At 54.0% G+C, this 22,472-nt stretch carries 13 protein-coding genes, 1 tRNA gene, 2 rRNA genes, 1 pseudogene and 1 riboswitch (1 of these 18 only partly in view); of the genes and pseudogenes, 8 read left to right on the forward strand and 9 right to left on the reverse strand.

Annotated features, from left to right (window positions below):
- From FY152_20520 to FY152_20535, 4 genes and pseudogenes are all read left to right on the forward strand, one after another.
- Window positions 1–2,732 (forward strand): 23S ribosomal RNA (locus FY152_20520) (it extends 71 nt beyond the left edge of the window).
- A 247-nt stretch (window positions 2,733–2,979) separates the two neighbouring features.
- Window positions 2,980–3,094 (forward strand): 5S ribosomal RNA (rrf, locus tag FY152_20525).
- 225 nt (window positions 3,095–3,319) lie between these two features.
- Window positions 3,320–3,396 (forward strand) — tRNA-Met (locus tag FY152_20530).
- Window positions 3,397–3,813: 417 nt separating this feature from the next.
- A pseudogene (locus FY152_20535) lies at window positions 3,814–4,408 on the forward strand (2,4-dihydroxyhept-2-ene-1,7-dioic acid aldolase).
- On the opposite strand, the gene FY152_20540 reads toward FY152_20535, so the two are convergent.
- From FY152_20540 to FY152_20555, 4 genes are all read right to left on the reverse strand, one after another.
- Window positions 4,402–5,040: a trimeric intracellular cation channel family protein gene (locus FY152_20540; protein UXS35127.1), complete on the reverse strand. Its 639-nt coding sequence runs from the start codon at window positions 5,038–5,040 to the stop codon at window positions 4,402–4,404. The pseudogene FY152_20535 and the gene FY152_20540 sit on opposite strands and share 7 nt — an antisense overlap.
- Before the next feature lie 51 nt (window positions 5,041–5,091).
- A complete protein-coding gene (locus FY152_20545; protein ID UXS35128.1) occupies window positions 5,092–6,729 on the reverse strand; it encodes a penicillin-binding protein 2 in 1,638 nt (545 codons plus the stop codon).
- A 256-nt stretch (window positions 6,730–6,985) separates the two neighbouring features.
- Window positions 6,986–7,837 (reverse strand): LysR family transcriptional regulator, encoded by an 852-nt coding sequence (locus tag FY152_20550; GenBank protein ID UXS34511.1) that lies wholly within the window; start codon window positions 7,835–7,837, stop codon window positions 6,986–6,988.
- A gap of 440 nt (window positions 7,838–8,277) precedes the next feature.
- Window positions 8,278–8,371, reverse strand: a riboswitch (glycine riboswitch).
- 171 nt (window positions 8,372–8,542) lie between these two features.
- Entirely contained in the window at window positions 8,543–9,280 is a 738-nt protein-coding gene (locus FY152_20555; GenBank protein ID UXS35129.1) for a L,D-transpeptidase, read from the reverse strand.
- A 714-nt stretch (window positions 9,281–9,994) separates the two neighbouring features.
- Here FY152_20555 and FY152_20560 point away from each other — a divergent pair.
- Complete coding sequence (locus FY152_20560) at window positions 9,995–10,918, forward strand: EAL domain-containing protein (protein ID UXS34512.1); 924 nt, start codon at window positions 9,995–9,997, stop codon at window positions 10,916–10,918.
- Between the two features lie 687 nt (window positions 10,919–11,605).
- Window positions 11,606–12,094 (forward strand): EAL domain-containing protein, encoded by a 489-nt coding sequence (locus FY152_20565; protein UXS34513.1) that lies wholly within the window; start codon window positions 11,606–11,608, stop codon window positions 12,092–12,094.
- A 654-nt stretch (window positions 12,095–12,748) separates the two neighbouring features.
- Here FY152_20565 and FY152_20570 read toward each other — a convergent pair.
- Window positions 12,749–14,047, reverse strand: a complete 1,299-nt coding sequence (locus FY152_20570) for an MFS transporter (protein UXS34514.1) — start codon at window positions 14,045–14,047, stop codon at window positions 12,749–12,751.
- A gap of 895 nt (window positions 14,048–14,942) precedes the next feature.
- Entirely contained in the window at window positions 14,943–15,905 is a 963-nt protein-coding gene (locus FY152_20575) for a helix-turn-helix domain-containing protein (protein UXS34515.1), read from the reverse strand.
- A gap of 332 nt (window positions 15,906–16,237) precedes the next feature.
- On the opposite strand from FY152_20575, the gene FY152_20580 reads away from it, so the two are divergent.
- Window positions 16,238–16,468, forward strand: a complete 231-nt coding sequence (locus FY152_20580; GenBank protein ID UXS34516.1) for an N-acetylmuramoyl-L-alanine amidase — start codon at window positions 16,238–16,240, stop codon at window positions 16,466–16,468.
- Window positions 16,469–16,476: 8 nt separating this feature from the next.
- A complete protein-coding gene (locus FY152_20585; protein ID UXS34517.1) occupies window positions 16,477–16,668 on the forward strand; it encodes a hypothetical protein in 192 nt (63 codons plus the stop codon).
- Window positions 16,669–16,889: 221 nt separating this feature from the next.
- Here FY152_20585 and FY152_20590 read toward each other — a convergent pair whose 3' ends face one another.
- The 3 genes from FY152_20590 to FY152_20600 form a co-directional block, all read right to left on the reverse strand.
- The gene (locus FY152_20590; GenBank protein ID UXS35130.1) at window positions 16,890–19,562 is read right to left on the reverse strand and encodes an autotransporter domain-containing protein; all 2,673 of its coding nucleotides are present in this window, start codon (window positions 19,560–19,562) and stop codon (window positions 16,890–16,892) included.
- A gap of 1,152 nt (window positions 19,563–20,714) precedes the next feature.
- On the reverse strand, window positions 20,715–21,824 hold the full coding sequence (locus FY152_20595) for an alpha/beta hydrolase (protein ID UXS35131.1): 1,110 nt from the start codon (window positions 21,822–21,824) through the stop codon (window positions 20,715–20,717).
- Window positions 21,825–22,019: 195 nt separating this feature from the next.
- Window positions 22,020–22,343, reverse strand: a complete 324-nt coding sequence (locus FY152_20600) for a hypothetical protein (protein UXS34518.1) — start codon at window positions 22,341–22,343, stop codon at window positions 22,020–22,022.
- Between the last annotated feature and the right edge of the window lie 129 nt (window positions 22,344–22,472).

A 22,472-nucleotide genomic window follows, 5' to 3' on the forward strand; every position in this document is an offset into this window, starting at 1 on the left:
AAAAGCCGTGGGGAGCTGCGAATAAGCTTTGATCCATGGATCTCCGAATGGGGCAACCCACCTTAAATGCTTGGAAAATCCAAACCGTCTTCGACGGCTTGGGTTTCCAAGCATTGTGATAAGGTATCTTACTTTCGAATACATAGGGGTAAGAAGCGAACGCAGGGAACTGAAACATCTAAGTACCTGCAGGAAAGGACATCAACCGAGACTCCGCAAGTAGTGGCGAGCGAACGCGGACCAGGCCAGTGGCAATGATGAATAAAGCGGAACGATTTGGAAAAGTCGGCCATAGAGGGTGATAGCCCCTTACGCGTAGAACAGTCATTGTCCTTGAGTAGGGCGGGACACGTGAAATCCTGTCTGAACATGGGGAGACCACTCTCCAAGCCTAAGTACTCGTGCATGACCGATAGCGAACAAGTACCGTGAGGGAAAGGTGAAAAGCACCCCGACGAGGGGAGTGAAATAGAACCTGAAACCGGATGCCTACAAACAGTCGGAGCCCGCAAGGGTGACGGCGTACCTTTTGTATAATGGGTCAACGACTTAGTGTAACTAGCAAGCTTAAGCCGGTAGGTGTAGGCGCAGCGAAAGCGAGTCTGAATAGGGCGATTGAGTTAGTTGCATTAGACCCGAAACCGAGTGATCTAGCCATGAGCAGGCTGAAGGTTGGGTAACACCAACTGGAGGGCCGAACCCGTATCTGTTGCAATAGATTGGGATGACTTGTGGCTAGGGGTGAAAGGCCAATCAAACTCGGAAATAGCTGGTTCTCCGCGAAATCTATTTAGGTAGAGCGTCGACCGAATACCCTCGGGGGTAGAGCACTGGATGGGCTATGGGGACTCACCGTCTTACTGATCCTAACCAAACTCCGAATACCGAGGAGTACTAGTCGGCAGACACACGGCGGGTGCTAACGTCCGTCGTGAAAAGGGCAACAACCCTGACCTCCAGCTAAGGTCCCCAAGTCATGGCTAAGTGGGAAAGGATGTGAGGATCCCAAAACAACCAGGATGTTGGCTTAGAAGCAGCCATCATTTAAAGAAAGCGTAACAGCTCACTGGTCTAAATAAGGGTCTTTGCGCCGAAAATGTAACGGGGCTAAAGCCATGCACCGAAGCTGAGGATATGCCGTAAGGCATGTGGTAGCGGAGCGTTCCGTAAGTCTGTGAAGGCGGACCCGTGAGGGCTGCTGGAGATATCGGAAGTGCGAATGTTGACATGAGTAACGATAAAGGGAGTGAGAGACTCCCTCGCCGAAAGACCAAGGGTTCCTGCTTAAAGTTAATCTGAGCAGGGTTAGCCGGCCCCTAAGACGAGGCGGACACGCGTAGTCGATGGGAACCACGTTAATATTCGTGGGCCTGGTGGTAGTGACGGATCTCGTGTGTTGTACATTCTTATTGGATTGAATGTGCGGCGAAGAGGTTCCAGGAAATAGCTCCACCGTATAGACCGTACCCGAAACCGACACAGGTGGTCAGGTAGAGTATACCAAGGCGCTTGAGAGAACTATGTTGAAGGAACTCGGCAAATTGCACGCGTAACTTCGGAAGAAGCGTGACCCCATTTTAGGCAACTATGATGGGGTGGCACAGACCAGGGGGTAGCGACTGTTTATCAAAAACACAGGGCTCTGCGAAGTAGCAATACGACGTATAGGGTCTGACGCCTGCCCGGTGCTGGAAGGTTAAAGGGAGGGGTGCAAGCTCTGAACTGAAGCCCCAGTAAACGGCGGCCGTAACTATAACGGTCCTAAGGTAGCGAAATTCCTTGTCGGGTAAGTTCCGACCTGCACGAATGGCGTAACGACTTCCCCGCTGTCTCCAACATAGACTCAGTGAAATTGAATTCCCCGTGAAGATGCGGGGTTCCTGCGGTCAGACGGAAAGACCCCGTGCACCTTTACTATAGCTTTACACTGGCATTCGCCAAGGCATGTGTAGGATAGGTGGTAGGCTTTGAAGCAGGGACGCCAGTCTTTGTGGAGCCATCCTTGAAATACCACCCTTATCTTCGTGGATGTCTAACCGCGGTCCGTTATCCGGATCCGGGACAGTGTATGGTGGGTAGTTTGACTGGGGCGGTCGCCTCCGAAAGAGTAACGGAGGCGCGCGATGGTGGGCTCAGACCGGTCGGAAATCGGTCGTCGAGTGCAATGGCATAAGCCCGCCTGACTGCGAGACTGACAAGTCGAGCAGAGACGAAAGTCGGTCATAGTGATCCGGTGGTCCCGTGTGGAAGGGCCATCGCTCAACGGATAAAAGGTACGCCGGGGATAACAGGCTGATGACCCCCAAGAGTCCATATCGACGGGGTTGTTTGGCACCTCGATGTCGACTCATCGCATCCTGGGGCTGGAGCAGGTCCCAAGGGTATGGCTGTTCGCCATTTAAAGCGGTACGTGAGTTGGGTTCAGAACGTCGTGAGACAGTTCGGTCCCTATCTGCCGTGGGTGTAGGAATATTGACAGGATCTGTCCCTAGTACGAGAGGACCGGGATGGACGTATCTCTGGTGGATCTGTTGTCCTGCCAAGGGCATAGCAGAGTAGCTATATACGGAATGGATAACCGCTGAAGGCATCTAAGCGGGAAACCAACCTGAAAACGAGTGTTCCCTATCAGAGCCGTGGAAGACGACCACGTTGATAGGACGGGTGTGGAAGCATGGCAACATGTGAAGCTTACCGTTACTAATAGCTCGATCGACTTCTTCGTTCCCATTGAATATGTTCATCAAGCAAAGCTTGATGACATCATCTTCTGTCCTCACGGGCCACAAGGCCCTGCGGACGGCGCGCCAAACGATTGGCGACGGACTAGCGTCCTGTATGGCTGCCAAACTCAACATCGAGCAAGGCAGGCAAGCGGACCAGTCACAGAAAGACGTGTAAATTAAAACGAAGCGCAAGCTTCCCAGCTTCTCGAAACAACACGCATGTGAAAACATGTTCAATGTTGCGTTTTGCCGACCTGGTGGTTATCGCGGGGCGGCTGCACCCGTTCCCTTTCCGAACACGGCCGTGAAACGCCCCAGCGCCAATGGTACTTCGTCTCAAGACGCGGGAGAGTAGGTCGCTGCCAGGTCTGCAAAACGCAACATTCTATCTTCTCTAAACAAACTTCGGCCCAGCCGATACATAGGGCCGCTTACGCGGCCTTTTTGCATTCCGGGACTTAAAACCATAAGGCAAACGCCTCGTGCGTCCCTAACAGGAGACAAATCGCCTTCCGCAATTTGCTCCGGCACTAGCCATCACAGCTTCCCTGTGATGCAGTCGCGATAAATCCAATAGGGATTTACGCTGGTAACGCGGGGTGGAGCAGCCCGGTAGCTCGTCAGGCTCATAACCTGAAGGCCGCAGGTTCAAATCCTGCCCCCGCAACCAATTTCTACGCTACACTATCCCACAACAGCCTAAAACTACGATCCACTGCGCCAGAGTACTGCGATCGTCGCGCTAAATCCCCGACGCATAATACAAATTCCAAAATCACCAGGTGCAAAGCGGGATGCGAAAAGCTTACCCTGTATGGTCAGTTGCTTCTGAGACTTTAAACTCCATACCGTTTATCCCCAAACATGCCTGGCTGCCACGCTCACGACGGCAGGCCGTTCGCCCGCTTTTACTGGATGTTACAACTTTTCGGAGAGCATCGAGGGCAAGGGATGAAGATGAACCTTCGCCACTGTCGTGACGGTAAGTGGCGCGGACGAAGAGCCGGGAGTTCCGGCTCCGCGCGCTGGGTAGGGTGGCCGGACGACACGCCACATATGCCGAAAAAGAAGTAAGGGGGAGACTTCCATGAATGGAGCAAGGTTGCGCGCCCGTCTTGCGGCGGGTGAGGCTATCAGCATGTTCACGCCCCACCATACACATTCAGGTCTTTCCGCCCGGCTGGTGGAATTTAGCGCGGATGCAGTCTTCGTCGATTGCGAGCATGGCACATGGAGCTTCGAGGATGTGCGGGCAACCGGGCAGGTGGTACGCTCTCGGTGGGCGGTGCTGCCATCGTACGCCCGCATTCGCACGAACGGCCGATCATCATCCGTTACCTGAACGCCGGTGCCGACGGGATCATGTGCCCATGGTCAGCAATGCCGACGATGCTGACAGTCGAGGGGATAGGCGTGTTTTTCATCGGCCCCGGCGATCTCTCGCATGATGTGGGGTATCCGCCCGCGCCGCCATTTGGCGAACCGCGCCCGGATGTGGTGATCGACAAGGTCGCCATCGCCGTTAAAAAAATTTGCGCAGCGGGAAGATCGCCGGCACACTTGCAACGCTGGAGGAAATCCCGCGCTGGCGGGCCCGTGGAGTGCAGTTCTTTTACGTTCACTCCGATCCGTTTTTACGCCGCGGCCTTGCGGCGGTGAAAAATGCGCTCGCTCCTCAATGAGGGTCTTTCGTGTAAACGAATGTCGGTACACACCAGTTAAAGCGTATTGCAAGGAGCCGGAGCATCAACCCGAGGGCCATTGCGACGAGCGAGGATATCGCGTGGGAAACCCCCAGGAGGGGCACGATCAAGTAGATCAGGCTCGTAAAGACCGAGACGGTTGCGTAGAGTTCCGAACGAAACAAGAGCGGTACCTCGTTGCACAGGATATCCCGAAGTACGCCGCCCAGACATCCAGTCAGCACGCCTGCCGCCACCACGACAACCAGCGGCAGGTTGAGGTTTGACGCAATCTGGCAGCCGATGACGGTGAAGACGACCAGTCCTATCGCGTCAAGAAAAAGGAACATCTTGCGCAGGTGATACATATATCGGGCGATCGGGATCGTCGCCAGCGCAGATAATCCCGTCACGAGGAGATAGCTGGGATTTTCGACCCACGATAGCGGATAGTGGTTCAGAAAAACATCGCGCACGGTTCCACCGCCGAGGGCGGTAATGCATCCAAGCAGAAATACGCCGATCCAATCCATTTCGCGACGGCCGGCGGCGAGTGCGGCTGTCATGGCCTCTGCGACAATCGCAACGAAATAGAGAATATGGATAATGTTGCCCGTCGGGGAAAAGATCATCAAATAATCTGAAAATTCAGTATCTGCGAATGACATGGGTTCATCGCCTATTCAGTAGTTCATCAAAGGATATGCTTGCGGGTTCCCGAATGACGGTCGAACCCCGAGGAGTGGTGCGGCGCGCTCGATGATGTCGCGCACCATCGGCGCGGCATTGAAGGCCGCCAGGCGCCCGCCACGCTCACCGGAAAGCGGGGCGTCAATGATCGACAGCACCAAATAACGAGGGCGGTGCATGGGGAATGCCGCGAGGAATGTATTGAAGTTCAGGTTCTTCGCGTATTTGCCATCGATAACCTTTTCCGCTGTCCCGGTTTTCCCACCTACATCAAAACCGGCCACCTGGGCGTTTCGGCCCGAACCTTGGGTGCCGTTGTACCAGAACAGCTCGCGGACCTTTGCGCTGGTCGAGGCCTGCAGGACACGCCTGCCGGTGATTTGGTGACGCCTCCCACTGTCGGCGATGAAGGTCGGGTGCCGAAATATGCCACCGTTTACGAGGGCCGCCGCAGCCGCAGCCGTCTGTAACGGTGTCGTGGCCAGACCGTGACCGAAGGAAATCGTTGCGGAATTGATCTTTTTCCAGTTCCTTGGCGCTGCGGGCGAGGCAATTTCCGGTAACTCCGTCTGCATCTTTGACAACAAGCCCAGTCTGAAGAGAAATTGCTGGTGGCTTTCCAGGCCAACGAGATCAGCGACCTTTGCCGTGCCGATGTTTGATGAGTAGCGAAAGACTTCCCGGATTGTCAGCGGCCGTCCTCGTCCGTGAAAATCCCTGATGATGAAACCACCCATCTTCAGCGGGTGGGAGGCATCAACGACCGAGTTCAGATTGACGACGCCTGCATCAATCCCCATGGCAAGGGTGAACGCCTTGAAGGTCGAGCCCATTTCAACCGCTGAATTGCTCATGCGGTTGAACCATCCCTTTTCGTAGTCCCTGTCGATCGTGCCATCGGCAAGGCGCCGCGAAGGCTCATTCGGGTCATAGTCGGGGACGGACGCCATCGCGAGAACCTCGCCTGTGTCGACATCGATTACGACGGCACCTGCCGCTTCCGCCCGATAGTTCCTCAAGGCATCGCTAACGACGGTATGCACGATGCTCTGAACGCGCAAATCGATGGACAGCCGGACCGGTTCAAGCTGGGTGGGATCGGTAAGGCCAATTCCACGCAGGTCTGTCAGGCCTTGCCTGTCGAGATAGCGCTCAATGCCCGCCAGCCCCTGATTATCGATGTTGACATGCCCGACAATGTGAGATGCCACTGGCCCACCAGGATAAAACCGCCGCTTTTCGGGTCTGAATCCAATGCCCGGAATGCCAAGGCGCATGATCTCAGCTTCCTGGCGGGGCGTAAGCTGTCTCCTGATCCACTGAAAACCGGAGTCAGACGTTAGTTTTCTGTGCAGATCAGCCCAATCCAGGTCGGGAACAACAGAGGCGAGCTTTTCGATGGCCTCATTTGCATCAACAACGCGGCGAGGCTCTGCATAAAGCGAGATGAGATTGATATCCGTTGCGATAAGCTGGCCGTTGCGGTCCAGAATGTCGGGGCGGGAGGCGATTATATTGGGAGATCGTGGAATACTCGCCGTCGCGTCACTCTCGGAAAAATAGCCATATTGTAGAAGGCGGACTGCGATCGCGGCATAACCGATCGCAAATGCCACGATTAGCAGGCCCACCCGCTGACGATTTCGAGCGGATGTTTTTGCGCTGCGTTTTTTGGCAGGGAGAACAAGGTATCCGACGGCACCTCTCCTGTAACGAGCAATCAAAGACATGAAAATACTCCACGCTCAGGTATCGGGAATAGGGTGGGAATGCGGGCAGGTACAACCGGTCACGGCACGCGCGCAGGACAGACCCTGTCACGCGGCATTTTACACCGCGCCAAATCCCGGAAAATTCGGCAATGGCGCAGGCTTGATCTGCGCATAATCAGGAACACCACAAGGGCTTGAGGCTTTCACTGATGAAGTCCATGGCAACACGTATGCGTGGCGTGTCGCGCACGTCTTCGTGGATCACCAGCCAAACGTCGATCCTGACGCCGGGATCGAGTGGATCGAACCTCACAAGACCGTGTTCCGCGGCGAGGTAGGCGGGCAGCAGTGCCACCCCACAGCCGCCGGCGGCCGCGGCCGCCTGTATGCGCAGGTCGTTGCTGCACATGAACACCTCGTCGGCGGAAAGCCTCTCATCAAGCCAGCGATAGTGATCCGACTCCCGCATGGTATCATCGTAACTGATATAGAGAGGAGGGCCGTTTCTCGTCGGGTAGGCAGGGTCGGCATAGAGGAAATAGGGCAATTGTCCGAGGCGACGCGCAACCAGTGTGGCTTCGCTCGGCCGCTTCAGGCTGATGGCAATATCCGCCTCTCCCTTGGAGAGGGACATCGCTTCCATGGTACCGACAAGACGGAGCCTTACGTCAGGATGCTGAGATTGCAGCGCGGAGATTTGCGGTGCAATGAAGCTGTAGAGCAGCGATGGCGGCGCGGATACCACGACATCGCCTTCTATACCGTTCTGGCCGGACCCGGCGCAACGGCTCAGAGCAAATGCAGATCTGCTCATTTCCTCGGCGAAGTTCGCGACGTCGCGTCCCATAGCGGTCAGTACATATGATCTTGGCCTGCGATCAACGAGCTTCACGGAAAGCGAGGTTTCCAGCGATGTGATGCGCCGACTTACAGTCGTATGATCGACGCGTAGCGCCTTGGCGGTTGCCGTGATCGACCCGTGGTGAGCGAAGGCGGAGAAAAATCGCAAATCTTCCCAATCGACCATTTTAAATTTCCTGAATTAGGTAGTGTTCGTACAAGAACCGCGTAGCGGTATCATCGCGAGAAGGCGGGTCGTGAGGTGCTTGCGCCCCACCCGTCGAGCGCGTTGCCCGGTGAAACCGCGTGGAGTTGTTCAATTTTCCGGGGTGAAATGCCGCCGCTGAAGCTGGCTGACACGAACGCCGACGCACCGGAATGCGTCACGCCTGCCAGGGTCGTGTGCGGCAAATGCAATTGCCGCCACCGTCAATGAAAATGGTCTTGAAACTGCGTCAACGCAATCGACTGTCGATAGGGAAGGGTGACTTCCAGCCATAGGTGCTCCTTGCCCCGTTTTTGGGCTTTTGGCACCCCCTCTGTCATTGGCCTGAGAGATTCGCTCACCTTGTTTCGGCGAACTTACACCATCGGCGCGAGCATCAGCTCGCTTTTCAGAGTTTGTATGATCTTGCAGCGGTCCTTTTGCCTGAGAGTTTCCGGGGTGGTTGCTCCGTCGGCGCCGATGTCGGGAGATATCGGTCTCTCCCGCTGCTCGATATGTGTTGTTCCATGCCTCTGTCACGAGGTTTGGAGCGCTGTGATCTGGCGTTTCCAAGACCGAAAGGCCCCAGATCCGCTAAACCGAACGACGCGAGATATGGTGCCGTTTATGGCTTAAATTTGACCCGCAGCGGTTATTCTTAGTCATTGTGCGCTCAGATTGACGCTATCAGATGACCAAAAGCGGCGTCTTTCCCTTCACTCGGTCATAAAGATCGATCGCATCCTGCATCAGCATCCTGACGCAACCCGAGGAAGAATTCTTACCTATGGTTCTCCAGCTCGGTGATCCATGAATACGATAGAGCGTATCCTTGCCGTTCTGGAAAATGTACATGGCGCGCGCACCGAGAGGATTCCGGGGGCCGGGGGCCATTCCGCCTGCTTCAACACCGTAGGGCTTGAGTTCAGGATTACGGGCGATCATATCGTCCGGCGCCTTCCACCTTGGCCATTTCTGCTTCCATTGAACGACGGCGCGCCCTTTCCATGATCGGCCCTGAGTTCCAAGCCCGACGCCGTAACGTATGGCTCGGCCGCGGGGAAGAACCCAGTAAAGGAACCTTTCATTTGTATCTACGACAATTGAATAGGCAGGCTCTGCGGTGATGTATTCGACCTCCTGTCGGAGGTATTGTGGGTCAATGGCGCGGTAATTGACTGCTGGAACGTCAAAGCCGCCATCCGCCAGCGCAGCATAAATTTCGTCGTAAGCGAAACCGGTACCCGCAGGCTTTGGCCTGTTGTCCTTCGCCGGTTTTGGAGCTGTCGTCGTTTCATTTTTGTTTTCGGGCAGGGTAGCCGCGGCAACTTCGAGTTTCGTCTTGGGAACCTGCTCGCAACCTGTGGCCAGAAATGAGCTGATTGCCAAGGTGAGCAGCGATCTGCGAGACAAGTGAGAATTGATTTTCTGTTCCAAGGCTGTTCTGCTGTCGAATTCTAGGGGCTATGCCGGGATCGGGGCGGACAACCGGCAAAGCGCCACGGCCCGGATGTCTGCTGCGCGACAGAAACCATGAAATCTGCCCATTCGATACTGCGCAAATGCGCAGATTGGCCCTGCGCCATTCCCGGTAAGAACGGCTTTGGTGTGTACTCGGGTCTATCTTGCAAACACGACTTTTTGCCCTCTTCCGATAACTTCCGGGTCGGTCATAAAATCCGTCCGGTAACCGGGGTTGCGTCCCACTTCTGACGCAAATTGATCAAACCTGCCGCGCTTTATACCAGCGTGTCATAGCGCAACGTCGCGGCCTTCATGACGTACTCTAGTCTAAAAACACGCGAGTTATCGCTCCATTTTCGAGCGAAATCGTTCTCGCCCGCCCGGAAAAACCAAGAACCGGCCAATACCTCCGTTGGAGCCCTTGATGCTCCAATAAGCTGTTTAGCCAAGCTGCCAAGCGCAGTAGCTTTGAGCACAAGCGGGTGCTTTGAGTACAGGACAGAAGTCCTCAATGGCGAAGTTAGCATTATCTTTGGCCAAATGTGTCGGTGACTCCGCGTTGGTCTTAACGCGATGCCCCCTTAAACTCCAAAGCTCGAGAAGACGAACCTCCTGGCCATGGAGATCCGCAACTTAATGAGCGCAGACTTTTCTTACGGACAGTGGGAGTCAAAGATGCATAGACACTCGGATATCTCGAATATAGGGGTCGTTGAGATTGTTAAGTCAGCGATCGCTGATGGAAGGGCAAGTTTCAACGTTCAATCAGTTCATTCGGTCGAACCATTTGATGCTGTGTTCTATCGCGAATGCTTAGCAACGTTGCAGGGAACAGACGGCTGCCATTATGGCGCGGGTATATTTATTCCGACGCTTGAGGAGTTGGGATACTGCTCGTTGATTGACGAGAACGTGGTCCGCCTCGCCCTTGACGAGCTGGAAATCGATCCCTGTGCGGTCCTCGGCTGCAATATATCGGCCGATAATTTGCGCAATCGCGAAACGTGGGACCTGATTGCCGGCCAGGTCCGGTCTCGTCCAACACTAGCGTCTCGATTAGTTCTCGAATTGACGGAGACGCGGCCACTACTCGATGTGACACGATCGGTAAACATGCTGAACGAGATGCGGGAGTTGGGATGCCGGATTGCGCTGGATGACTTTGGCGCAGGCTACGCATCTCCGCAACTACTCCGCTTGGTTGATTTTGATATCGTCAAAATCGATCGGTCGTTCTTGCAGCCCACAAGACGGTCTTGCTTGGACCTTGATGCTCTGGCGCATCTTATCAGCTTCGCGTCTTGCTACTCTCCTGTAGTTGTTATGGAAGGCGTCGAGACGATCGAAGACGCGCAATCAGCCGCATTGTGTGGTGCGACACACCTTCAAGGTTACGGAATCTCACTGCCGGTGCCAGTTAGCGCGAACAAAACTGGATTTAGGGGTAGTTACGTTACGCAAGCTGCAGATATCACGTGCCCAAATGTCGCCCCGGGCTCCGCCTCGAATGTTTACCGCGCACACCATGATGGCCATCTTAAATCGTGGCCCCCAAGAGAGAGCCGCCAAGCTCCCCTTCCTGTCACTGACTTTCCTTAAACTCAAGTTGAACTAGCTAACAAGAAAATCGCAGGTAACATTAATGATTCATGCCAGGAACATGAATACCGTACATGAGTCAATTCGTTCAACTGCGGCGGGCGCTGTGGTCTCCCCGGTCGGAAGTGTTGAACCAGAGACGCTCGGGGACCTTTCCGCATTCCGAGTGCGTCCAACATTTCGAGGTCCGACCGCCGACGCGGCAGGATTTTTGATTCAATATGCAGCTGCGTTTGTTTATCTTTTGGTAAGGAGCCCTACCGGCTGGTATCTGGCGGGCGCAATCGCATGAAACTAAGTGTTGATCAGGCTCACAGTAGCACGCGGTCGAATCGGAATAGCCTTGTAATAACAGTCGAAAATCTGCGTCAGATTGCGTTGTGCTATGGCGATGGGATTGCTGCTCGAGTGCTCTACACTGCATGCCGCAGAATAGAATCCATTTTGCCAGACTCATTCGGTGCCCTAACGATCGAGCCGTCAGGATTGCGTGTCCAGGGATGGGGCTGGGACGGTGAGGTTGAACAGACAAGAGTGCTTCCGGCTCTGTTGCTTCTTTGCGAGTCGCCCATTGATATTGGACAAACGAGAATCAGCGTGGCCGTTAGCGTAAACAAAACTCAATGTTTTCCCGCCCTCGACCACAAATATGGGGTTCCTGCTTGTTTCGAACAGTATAGATCAGACATGGAGATTGCTGTGGTGCTCTACGATGCTTTGAGCAGTAGCCGCGTCGACTTGATGGAGTACCCGTTGAATGCGGTAGAGAGTAACGCCCGATGCCCGTACCACAGGATCCAGTTAAAGAACATCCGATGTGGTACAAGGGTGATAGCAACAGAGAATATTCCGAGTGTCTTGGAGCGATTGCGCCTAACGCGTGCCTACGACCGATACTTGGTCCATGCGACAATAGATCGTCTGAAAACTCGTCCAGATACGAAGCTCGGTTGTGAAGTGTCAGCCTTGTCTGCTGTTGATGATATCTGGTGGACTTCGGTTCGGGACGAGCTGATCCGAAGTCCATCTATTGCAGGACGCTTGGTCATCGAGATCAGGGAAGCGAGCGATCCGGAAAGCCGGCTACAGAGGACTGGCTTCATCCTTGCTATGCAAAAACTCGGCTGCGGCGTGAGTTTCTCGGGCTACGGTAGTGGAACGGCGCGCCAAAGATGACAATGGCCTTTGCGGTTATCTAAACTATCGACCGGTTGTCTCTTCTCTTTTGATCCTCGGCCTCGTATCTTCCTGCGCCCGCAGACCGGGCGCAGATTTCTCGCCGCCCGTGACTACGACTGCGAGTGGTGCGGTCACCGTGACCGCTTTTGTGGCAAGCACGGCCGTGCGGCTCTTCCGAATTCCTTGCGCTCGCAATGATAAGTAAGTGCTTCAAAAAGCTTTGCGCGGTCGGATTAAATGCGCGTGCGTTTTGCGTGGAATGAAGTGCCTGATCCGCTGCCTTCGGCGACCACATTCTCTATCATTCCTCGGGCTGCTCACATCACGACCGAATAGGAAGGTGTCGATCCAACGAGAATCTGGGCTCGGCTGACGCGCGGCTTGCGGTCTGCCCCTGGCAAATAGAAGGGGGAGTGCCTGTGAAAGACTTTTCTGCATTCAAGACAATCTCCCCCATGGTCGGCAAGACACCTCTACTACCGCTCCGTAGGAGACTGGCGGCTGTTGGCCAAAGCGTCAGTCGCCTTATAGGCCGATATCCAGTCGATCCCGGGGCGAGCAATCAACTTGTCACCCTCCCCGGGAACACATCCCTTTATCTACTGCGCATCTTTTCGATATGAGCCAATCGTTGGGAAAAAAGCAGAAACGTCATCGCGTCACCATTGGCCCCTCAACACTTTTCATGTCGGTCTTTACAAGCAGGAAATATGCTAGTGCAGCAAGGATGGAGATTACTGCAGCGGCAACCAACGCGTTGACGTAAGAATCGGCATGTTCGACCATGAAGCCTGTAACGATTGGCGCAAACGATCCTGCGAAATAACCTCCGAAGTTCATGATGCTTCCGAGAGAGCCAACCTGGCGCTTCGAAACGGCAATAGTGATCATCATCCACGAAGCAGCACTGGCCAAATTTATGAAGAACATTGCGAGGCAGATATAGGCGACAGCCATTGTCGCGTTCGGCGTAAATGCGGCCGGTAGCGTGAAAAATGCACCTCCGAGCAGGCCTACGCAGACCGGCCACTTTCGGCTCGAAATGGCAGACATCCCGCGTCGCATCAACATGTCAACGACCTGCCCTGAAACGAGCATTCCGGCGGTTCCAAAGAGATAAGGTATAGCAACGACCCATCCAGTATTCTCGACCGTAAAGCCACGAGAATGTTCAATATAACTGGGGAGCCAGGTCAAATAGAGCCAGACCATGTAGACGACGCCCATGAAGCCTAGAATAATTCCCCACGCGGTACGGTGAGCGAATAGCGATTTCCACTCTTTAACTGTCAGTGGTTGATCGGTCTGCTTGTCCGATCCCTCGTCAATGAAGGCTGCTTCGGCTGGCGTAAGTGCCACTTCATTGCGATTCCGATACATTAAATACCATCCGGCCGCGACGATAATTCCAAGAGCCCCAGTAATGATGAACATCCAGCGCCAACCAAATGCGACCATCATCGCCGTTAGCAAAGGGGGTGCAATGCAGGGTCCAATGCAGGACGAGGCAACAATCATACCTGTTGGCTTTCCTCGCTCACCAATATTGAACCATTCACTGACCACCTTAGCGCCAGCTGGAAATTGTGGAGCTTCACCGACACCGAGTACTGCTCGTGCGACAATCAATTGCGTGGCGTTGTTGACCAACCCACAGAGGATTTGCGCCACCGACCAGAACAACATTCCAGCGCCCAGCATGATGCGGGACCCTAACTTATCCAGAAGTGCACCTGTCGGAAGCTGCGCGAATGCGTATGCGAGTGAAAAGGCAGACAGCACCATACCCATCTCACTTGGAGAGAGTGCCATTTCGTTTCTAATAGCGGTGTTGGCAATCGAAAGCGCACTCCGATCGACATAATTGATGATGCCGGCCGTCATCAAAAAGCCAACAGCGATCCATTGTACACGGCGTAACCGCGCACTTTTTGGTTTTTCAATTGTCATTGATCCTCCCGAACTCCTCACTCATGATTGCGTTACGTATCGATCAGGGGGCGATCGCGGCTTTGCCATTCATCTCAGCGTCACAGACCAATGCCTTGCGTATATGCCAGTCCGTTGGATAAGCGATTTAGTCGCTAAGGATCGCTGACTTTCGCCCCGCGACGGTGTCGATGTTTGTTGAACAACGCAACCTGCTCCGATCATCTGCAGATTTACACTCCCGTTAACTCGTCTTGCGAGGCTGTTGCTCAGTCCGATTTGGCCAAAAACACGTCTTTAATTGCCTCGCGCAAACAATGCACCGCTGCCCGACAAGCTTCCTATGCTTCTTCATCTGCGCGTTCGATTTCTCAGGTCGCAAAAGAAGGAGCCGCCATTGTAAAGGGAGCCATCTCGGTGGGACGAGGCTTCTCGTGCCGTTGTAAGGAGACCCAGTTCTAGGATTACTAGCTCATGCAAAGGGGCGCGGCAGTTTGGTAATTTGCAAATGACCGAAGAATCGGTGCACCGAGCTCAAAGGCGCCGGTGGATTACGTTCCCCAATAGATTACTTGCCGCTCGCACGTCCAACTCGCGGCTTGGTGTCCGAGGAAGAGGCTAATTTCATCCCAGTCGATTAAAATGCAGCCTGAGAACAATCTTTCGTATAAGCCGAATATCGTTCGTGCTCGCCACTTTGGCGGCACCGTTGGCGCACCCAGCTTGGTAATTTTTCCTACGCGATAGTCGCCGAAGATATCTGGGTGGCATTTGCCACGAGCATCATGCGTGGGTGTAAGGACCAAGTGCACGTTCACATCCGAACATTACGTACCGGTGTAATGAGATCCTTTGAGATCGCACCTTCTAGACAATGTAAGAATGTGCCGCCGGTTAATACGAATGCTTGAGACCCCTAGCTTTTACGATTGAACCGTTCCCGGTAGTCTGCCGGTGAGACCCGAAGTCGCCGTTGGAATACCCGACGCATATTGTCCGCACTTCCAAAACCAGAATTGTAAGCAATTGCCTTCAAAGGCTGACAGGTTCCTTCCAGCAGATGCCTAGCGGTGTCTAGCCGGGCCTGCTCGACGAATACGCGGGGGGTCACACCTGTCACGCGTGTGAAGTGACGCGAGAAGCTTCGCGAACTCATTCCGGCGATGGCCGCGAGTTTGCTCAGGTTGTAGTCGTCGCCCGCATTCTCCAACACATGTGCTTTCACGCGAAAAATGGACATATCGCCATCGGGTGGTGCACTCAGTTGGGGCAGATACTGCGTATGTTCCGCTCGGCGTTTGGCCACCACTACCAGTTGCTGCGCGATCCGTAGCGATAGTTCGGCGCCGTGATGGTCAGCTACAAGCGTCAATGCGAGGTTGATTGCCGCGGTTACTCCAGCCGACGTAATGAGAGTGCCGCTTCGCATAACGATGCGGTCAGCTTCAACTCGGCTGGAAGGAAAGCGCGCGCCAAGTTCCTGGGCCGATTCCCAGTGCGTTGTCACGGTGTGGCCGTCTAACAAACCAGCATCACCCAGTGCGAAAGCACCAGTGCAGATGGAGCCATAAATATTCGCTCGCCCGCAAACCTCCCGCAACCAAGCGCAAAGCGTAGGATCGTAAGTGTACGTAGGTGAGCTTGCAACAAGAACGACGTCATAGTTACCAATGGCCTCTTCACAGCAGAGATCGGGAAGGACGTGCGACCCGTTACACAGTCGAACGGGCCCGGGCTGGGCCGACACGAGCAAAAACCGATATCCGTCTTGCACCTCAAGCAACGCGTTGGCTGCTGCAAACACATCCATCGGTCCAGCCAAGTCTAATGCAGTGGCATCTGGACTAAAGGCCATAATAACGGTCCGTTGAGCGCACATCAGAATTCACCTTCACCGGCGAAGCCGATTCGACCGCGCTCACGGCCAAAAGCGTCGGGAAAAGTATGAAAAGCTGCACAGACGGCGTCCCGGCAAATGGGTACGTTCAGGTCATTCGGTGCTAGCTTTAGGTTTACTTGTACAAAGTAAGCTCGCACCGAAGCGTGGAGTTGGCCGACGTTATTAAATAACATAACATGAGAGGCCAAATTTTGAGACTTGGAGTGAGGCATTGAAATCATCTTCTTGCGCAAAGTTATCCGGGCCTTTCCGATCAAGTGTCCATGAGCGCAAATTTCCCTCACCACCTTAAGGCTGGCTTAAGGCTACCATTGAACCACAATCTTCGCCGCCACCAACGCGTGAAGCTGGCGCAAACGATGCGAGCGCATCTGCTCGTCTCGCTGCATGCTGATGCCTTAAATAACCGATCGGTCAGGGGTGCGAGCGTCTATAGGCTATCTCCCAAATCTTCGGGCGCGCAGGCGGAGGAACTCGCTACTAATAATAATCTGGTCGTTTTGGCGGGCTCCAGTGATACCCACGAACTTCCCTTGGCGTGAGCGCGATCATGGAAGATCTGATTTTCCGGGAGAAACAGGTTTTCTCTTTCGAAATTCAGCGCTCGATGGTCACAGCGCTTGGGCGCCGCGTGCCGCTCCTGAAGAACCCGGAGCGCCACGGGAATTTTCTATTACTGCGCACAGGAAGTATTCCAAGCATACTTTTGGAAATGGGTTTTCTTTTCAAACCTATAGGATGAGGCTCTGCTTAATGACAATGACTATCAGCACAAAATCGTACTTGGATCAGTGGAGGCTATAATCGTCTGTGTGCATCGATTCGCTGCCGTTGGATCCACCCAGTAAGTACTTTGGGCGACCGGGCGGGGCCTCCAGCGAGGATAAATCTCATGCTCCTCGCCGCTGACCTTTTTCCGCCCCGTCATGGTCGCAGTCCCACCTCCGACTGTTCAATATCGGCTTAGAATTTCACACTAAACTTCGCATTGACGCCGTTGTTGATTGTACCCGATCCGAACTGTCCGTTGTAGGAGACGCCCAGTTTTGCGGATTTGGTAAAGTGAATATCGAAGCCTGCCTCGATCAGAGCGACGTCCCTGGCAATCGGCGCCCCTGAAACAGTGAACGTCTCGGATCCGACAAAGCTTGCTGTCGACGTGGGGGTGACGTCGCCATAGCTATGCCGCCAGCCGATATCGCCGCGCGCCGTTACTAACGTCTCACCGATGTCGAGTTCGGTCGCGGCACGTAAACCAATAGTGGTGAACCAGGTGTTCAACGTTGCTGAGGTTACCGACAACGATGCCGCGGTACGACCGGCTTCACCAAACTCGTCGCTGTTGAAATGCACAAAACCGGCATTAGCATAGGGTTCGAAAATGGTGCGATCCATGTTCAACTCATACCCCACCTCTCCGAAGAGCTGCAGTGTAGAGGCGTCATACTCACTGGAAAGGCTATCGGAGAAGCCAGGAAAAGCGACGTTACGGTTCATCGAAAGATCGTGCCATGTGTGTGCCAATCCGGACCGGAAATTGAGCGCGGAACCTTCAGACAGCGTCCACTGCGACGCCGCGTAAGTTCCAAGCGTGTAGTTCTTGCTGTCTCCCGACGACGAGCGTTCGTTCACATCAAAGTTCGAGTGGCCGTATCCCGCCATGATACCCACACGCCATGTATCGAAGAGGTCTACATCAATCCCGCTAGCGAAACCGCCGATCGAAGAACTTACGTCTCCGAATAGACTGTTGCCATCGTAGCTTCCCCAGGAACCATATGAGGTGGTCCATGCAAAATAGGGATGGGATTCCTGAGCTGGAGCGGTTGCACTTTGACCAAACGCCTGCTGCATGCGACCGTTCATCGTGCCCCGGACGAAATGGGACTGATCCACCAGAACACCGGCGGCTGTGGCATAGGCCTCACCGGAAAGGCGATCGAAACTTGCCCGCGCTTCGTCCGCATTCAACATCAGGAGATCATTATAGAGTGCAAGGGAAGAACCGGACTGCGCCAATCCATCCAGAGCAGTCGCTGTGGCAAGCTGGTTCGATGTCTCCGCGACGGTTGGGAAGAGGCGATGGGGAACGCCGACATCGGGACCAACTGCGGGCTTTTTGAGCGACACCGTAAGATTAACGCTTTTAGGGTTGTAAGCCACGCCGAGGTCCAAAAATGCCGAACTCGACAGGGTGTCGGAAAACACGCCATTGACACCGCCTTCTGCGTTTAGAATACGATAGCTCCTCTCGGTCTGGTAACTGGTATTGGCATCGACAGAAACAATGCGGATATTGCTGCCGGCGAGATCGGCTTTACCTGTCACGTTGACCAGATCGGAGCGACCGTCGCTTGCAATTTCCGTTTCGAAGTTGGAACCGGGAGCCATCTTCAGATCACCGTCGATGGTCAGTGTTCCGATTGAGTTGCCTGCGGCAAGCGTGCCCCCAGACAAAATACTGGTCAGCGACCCGGTACCCGAACCAACAATCCCCGAACCACCCAGTCTTGCCCCTTCCAGCACGCTCAGGTTACCGCCGAGCGCTCCGCCTGAGCCCGGCTTTCCGACGAGCAGAGCTCCATTCCTGACGGTCGTTTGGCCCGCAAAGTCAGAACTGTCACCGGTCAGAAGAATTGATCCAGAACCGGCCTGAATAATCTCCCCGGTCCCGCTAATGGAATTTGCCGATGTCACATCGTCGGATCGATCGAAAACCAGTATCGCCTCGTTATTTATATCTCCCAGAGTACTGCCGGAGGTGCCGCCATCGCCGAGCTTAAGCGTACCAGCCTCAACCGTCGTACCGCCAGAAAACGTGTTCGTGCCCGTCAATGTAAGCGTGCCGGCGCCAACCTTGCGAAGGCCGTGCAGAGCCTTGGACGACGCTTTCGCCTCCTGAACATTTGGCGGGAGAAGCTTGTCAACGTAATTTTGTGAAAACCCGTCCTGGATTACTCCAGAAATAACGTCACTTTTTGCAGCATTGCCGACGATCAAGCCTGAAGTGCCGAGGAAAACATAACCTGCTCCCGAAACAGAGCCAATCTCTATGGGGGTTGCCCTGCCTACACCGGCCTGAAGTATCCCGCCACTTTTGTTGGTGATGCTCGCAGATCTACCCTGGGCCTCTTGGTCGAACACGACAAGTCCTTGATCCCCGTTGGTAAGCGTCGCGCTGCGCAGTTCGGCTCTCCCGTTCAAACCGACCATTCCGCTGTTGTCTAGCTTTGCAGCTCCCGCATTGGCATTCTCTGTGAGAACAATCACACTGTCTTTGCCGACTGTGAGAGACGCAGTTCCAAGCGTCGCGTCGTCTTCAACAGCTAAAAGACCACCACTAACATCGATTATCGCGGCACCTGCAGAAGCTCTTTGGGTGAAGTCGATATAGCCTTTGTTTGACACCGTGATCGTTGAATGAGCGGCCGTTGCATCCTCCGCGAACTGAGCAATGAGCCGGTTTACGGCAATTTCACTATTAGCGGCTGAGGCATGGTGGCGAAACAGGATCTGACGCTTTATCTCGGTTGAGGTACCAGACGTTACTCTTTGAAAGTAATCAAAATAGGTCGGAGCCTCCTGTTCCGTTGGTAGGGTTCGAATCCGAAGATTAGTTGCGGCTGAATCATTCATAAAGGCGACAAGGCCCCCCGTTGTCACGGTGATTTGCTCTTCCAGTTTTAGCGAAGACGACTTGCCAGCGAAGGCAAATTGTCCGCCATCCTGGACAGTAATATTTTTGGCAGTAAGTGCTGGGTCGGATGTGCCGGCGAAAACAAAAACGGCCCCTTTTCCAATAGTGATCGATTTTGCTGCTGCGCCTGAATACTCCGATCCCACCGTATGACCTTCTATCAAGGCATCCGTCCCCGAATCCGGCACCTTGCGGGTGCTCCAATTCGCGGGGTCACTCCACCAAGAACTGGGGCCTACGTATTTCGCCTCCTGTGGATATGCGGGCACGCTGATCGCAATGAGCGTAGTTGTGCTAAGCAAGAGCGTATACATCGACTTACAAGCTGACATTCTCTTCACTGGCGGTTTCCCTTTCATCACAGGACAGATATTTGATCCGATGCGTCCTGCGTCCCGATCCTCGTAAGGTCGAGATTCTCTAGGTTGACAGAAATCTTGATAATCGCTGTGGTGCTCGTAGAGCGCGCGGTTACGACCCGCAATTCGCTCGATACTGCGCTTCTCGCCAAACATACGTGCTTATGAGCCAGCAATATCTTTCAGGAGATTCTGAAGAGAAATATCTCAAATAGCCCTGTTCCATGCCTCACGCGCTGAGTGGAGTGCGTCGGCTTTAGCGAGTGTGACCGATCGATCGACGATGCCGGTTCCTAGCGGCCACACTTCTTTGGGAACGGACGGAAGGGGATCCAAAAGTGAGTTTTTTAAATTTGGATCTGTTCGCCTACCCTCTTTCACGATCAAACCTTGTTGGTGAAAGAGATAGCCAGGGTTGCACGAGTCCCACGGCAGCTTGACAACAGACTGGGACGGCGAGTGCGAGAGTTCTTATGAGGGAGAGCAGAGAAATCTGCCGGAGGTCCTCGTAATAAAGAGATCACGCGTTTGCTCTTGGCAGCACCGTCTAGCGGAGACAAAACGCCGAGCCGTTGCACTCCAAAAACTCGCCTGCGAAAAAAGAAAGCGTGCCGCTTACGGATCGGTACATCCAGGCATAAGGCAGCGATTGATGGAGAGATCACGGGTCATAAAAGATGATTGACCGCGTCCGCTAACGTCTTCCCGAGCGAAAACGCCAAAAAACTGAAATCAATGCTCAGGATTAACAATTTTGCTCGCGAGATGAAATGGGCTAGAAAGGGTCGCTCCAATTGTATCAAATACGAATGCTCCCGCTCGCCCAAACCCCGACCCTTGCCCACCGGTACTTTCTTCCAACTGCGGCAGCAGGGCGGCTAGTGCCGTGTAGCGGTCATGGTTGAGCAGGCCCGACGCTTTCACGTCAGAAATATCAATGAATTGTACGCCGTAGCGCAAGGCAACTAGCTGGACGGAAGGGTTCTCGACATCCAGTGCCCCAATCCGTTTAACATCAGCGCCCAGTATGGATGAAACCTTGAGAGCACGGTCATCTTTTGAAACCATGACCGTTAGGGGTGGCTCAAGCCGCCCAACGACCTCGACCTGTTTACGAAACACGTCGGCGTCGATATCTGGAGCCGCCAGAACGACCTGAAGTTTGGCAATGACGTCGTTTCGTCCCTGGAACCGCAATTGGCGCAAGGCTTCCATGATAAGCCATCCCCCCATGCTGTGACCAAACACAATGATCTTTCGCTTCGGGGATTGTAGGGCGAGGTTGGCCATGACTTTCGCGAGTGCATCGCGTGAATAAGTCGCGGACTGCTTGTCTGCAATGTATCCCGTGACTTTTGCCTGCGAGGGCCACGAAAACACCACCGGTATGCCATCGATATCCGCATCGGCGGCCATTTGTGCTCCCCGGAATAAGGCTTCCTGGTAGCTGTGATTGTAGCCGTGCACGAAAAGGCCTATCTGCCTGCCTGACTTGGCGATCCGGCCAAGATCGGTATTGAATGTTTCCTCGCTGAGCATGTTGGCGCCTGTCACGACAAAGTCTGTCTTGGGATTTGGCTTGCCGCTCGCCCACTCGATTTTCCCCTTTTGGTGCGTAGGTGGAATGGAAATATCGAATTGGGCATAGTTAGCTCTCGCTGCGCGATCCGTTCCGAAGCCTTTACCCCGATCGCTTTCTTGGCGTGTACTTGCCACATAGGCGGTTACCGTTTTCGCACCATATGCTTTTGTATCCATCGGTTGCAAAACGTCTGAGCCCGGTCTGCGTGCGCACGAGGACAGTGTGATGAGAGCTAGAACGAGTGAAGCTAACACGCGCATGAAGGTTATATACGCCAAGAAAACAGTGTCCTAATTTGGTTGCACTTGGTGCCGTCCATCGACCAATACGTTTTAAAACTGCGCAATCTTGCGCGCTTGCTCCTATCGCGCTGCAGTATTGCAATTGTCCGCGAGACAAAGGGAGCCGCTTCACGTTGCGGAATTCCAACACCAAAAATCGATTCCGACCGATTTCTATTGTACTGCAAGAACCAAGATCGCTCCGAGGAGAGTACCGATTAATGCGGCGACAACCTTCAGCAATAAAACCGTTACAGTTGCCCGCCGAGGTGCAATAAACAATTTGATCAACTCCAGTATTACTGCGCCAAGCACCATAAACATCGCTACAACGCGTCGATTATTTGGGTATGCTAAAATAAACAGCGTAGAAGCCACGGCGAGGAGAACAGCGCTAAATGCTATCTGGTTATTGCAGTGTCGGCGCTCGCGGCCCGGCAACCAGAGTGCGGTGATGATAGCAACAACTAGTGACGTCCACGCCAAAACATCGATCAATTCGCCTCCAGAGATTCCTGAACATACCAAGCCACTTATTCTATCGATAAACCACTCCGTCGCCGGACAGTATGGCCAACGCACTCACGGCACAAAGATGCGAGGCAGTCATTTTTTGCCAAATGGACG

The organism is Agrobacterium tumefaciens (genome assembly GCA_025560025.1).
Taxonomy (GTDB): Bacteria; Pseudomonadota; Alphaproteobacteria; order Rhizobiales; family Rhizobiaceae; genus Agrobacterium.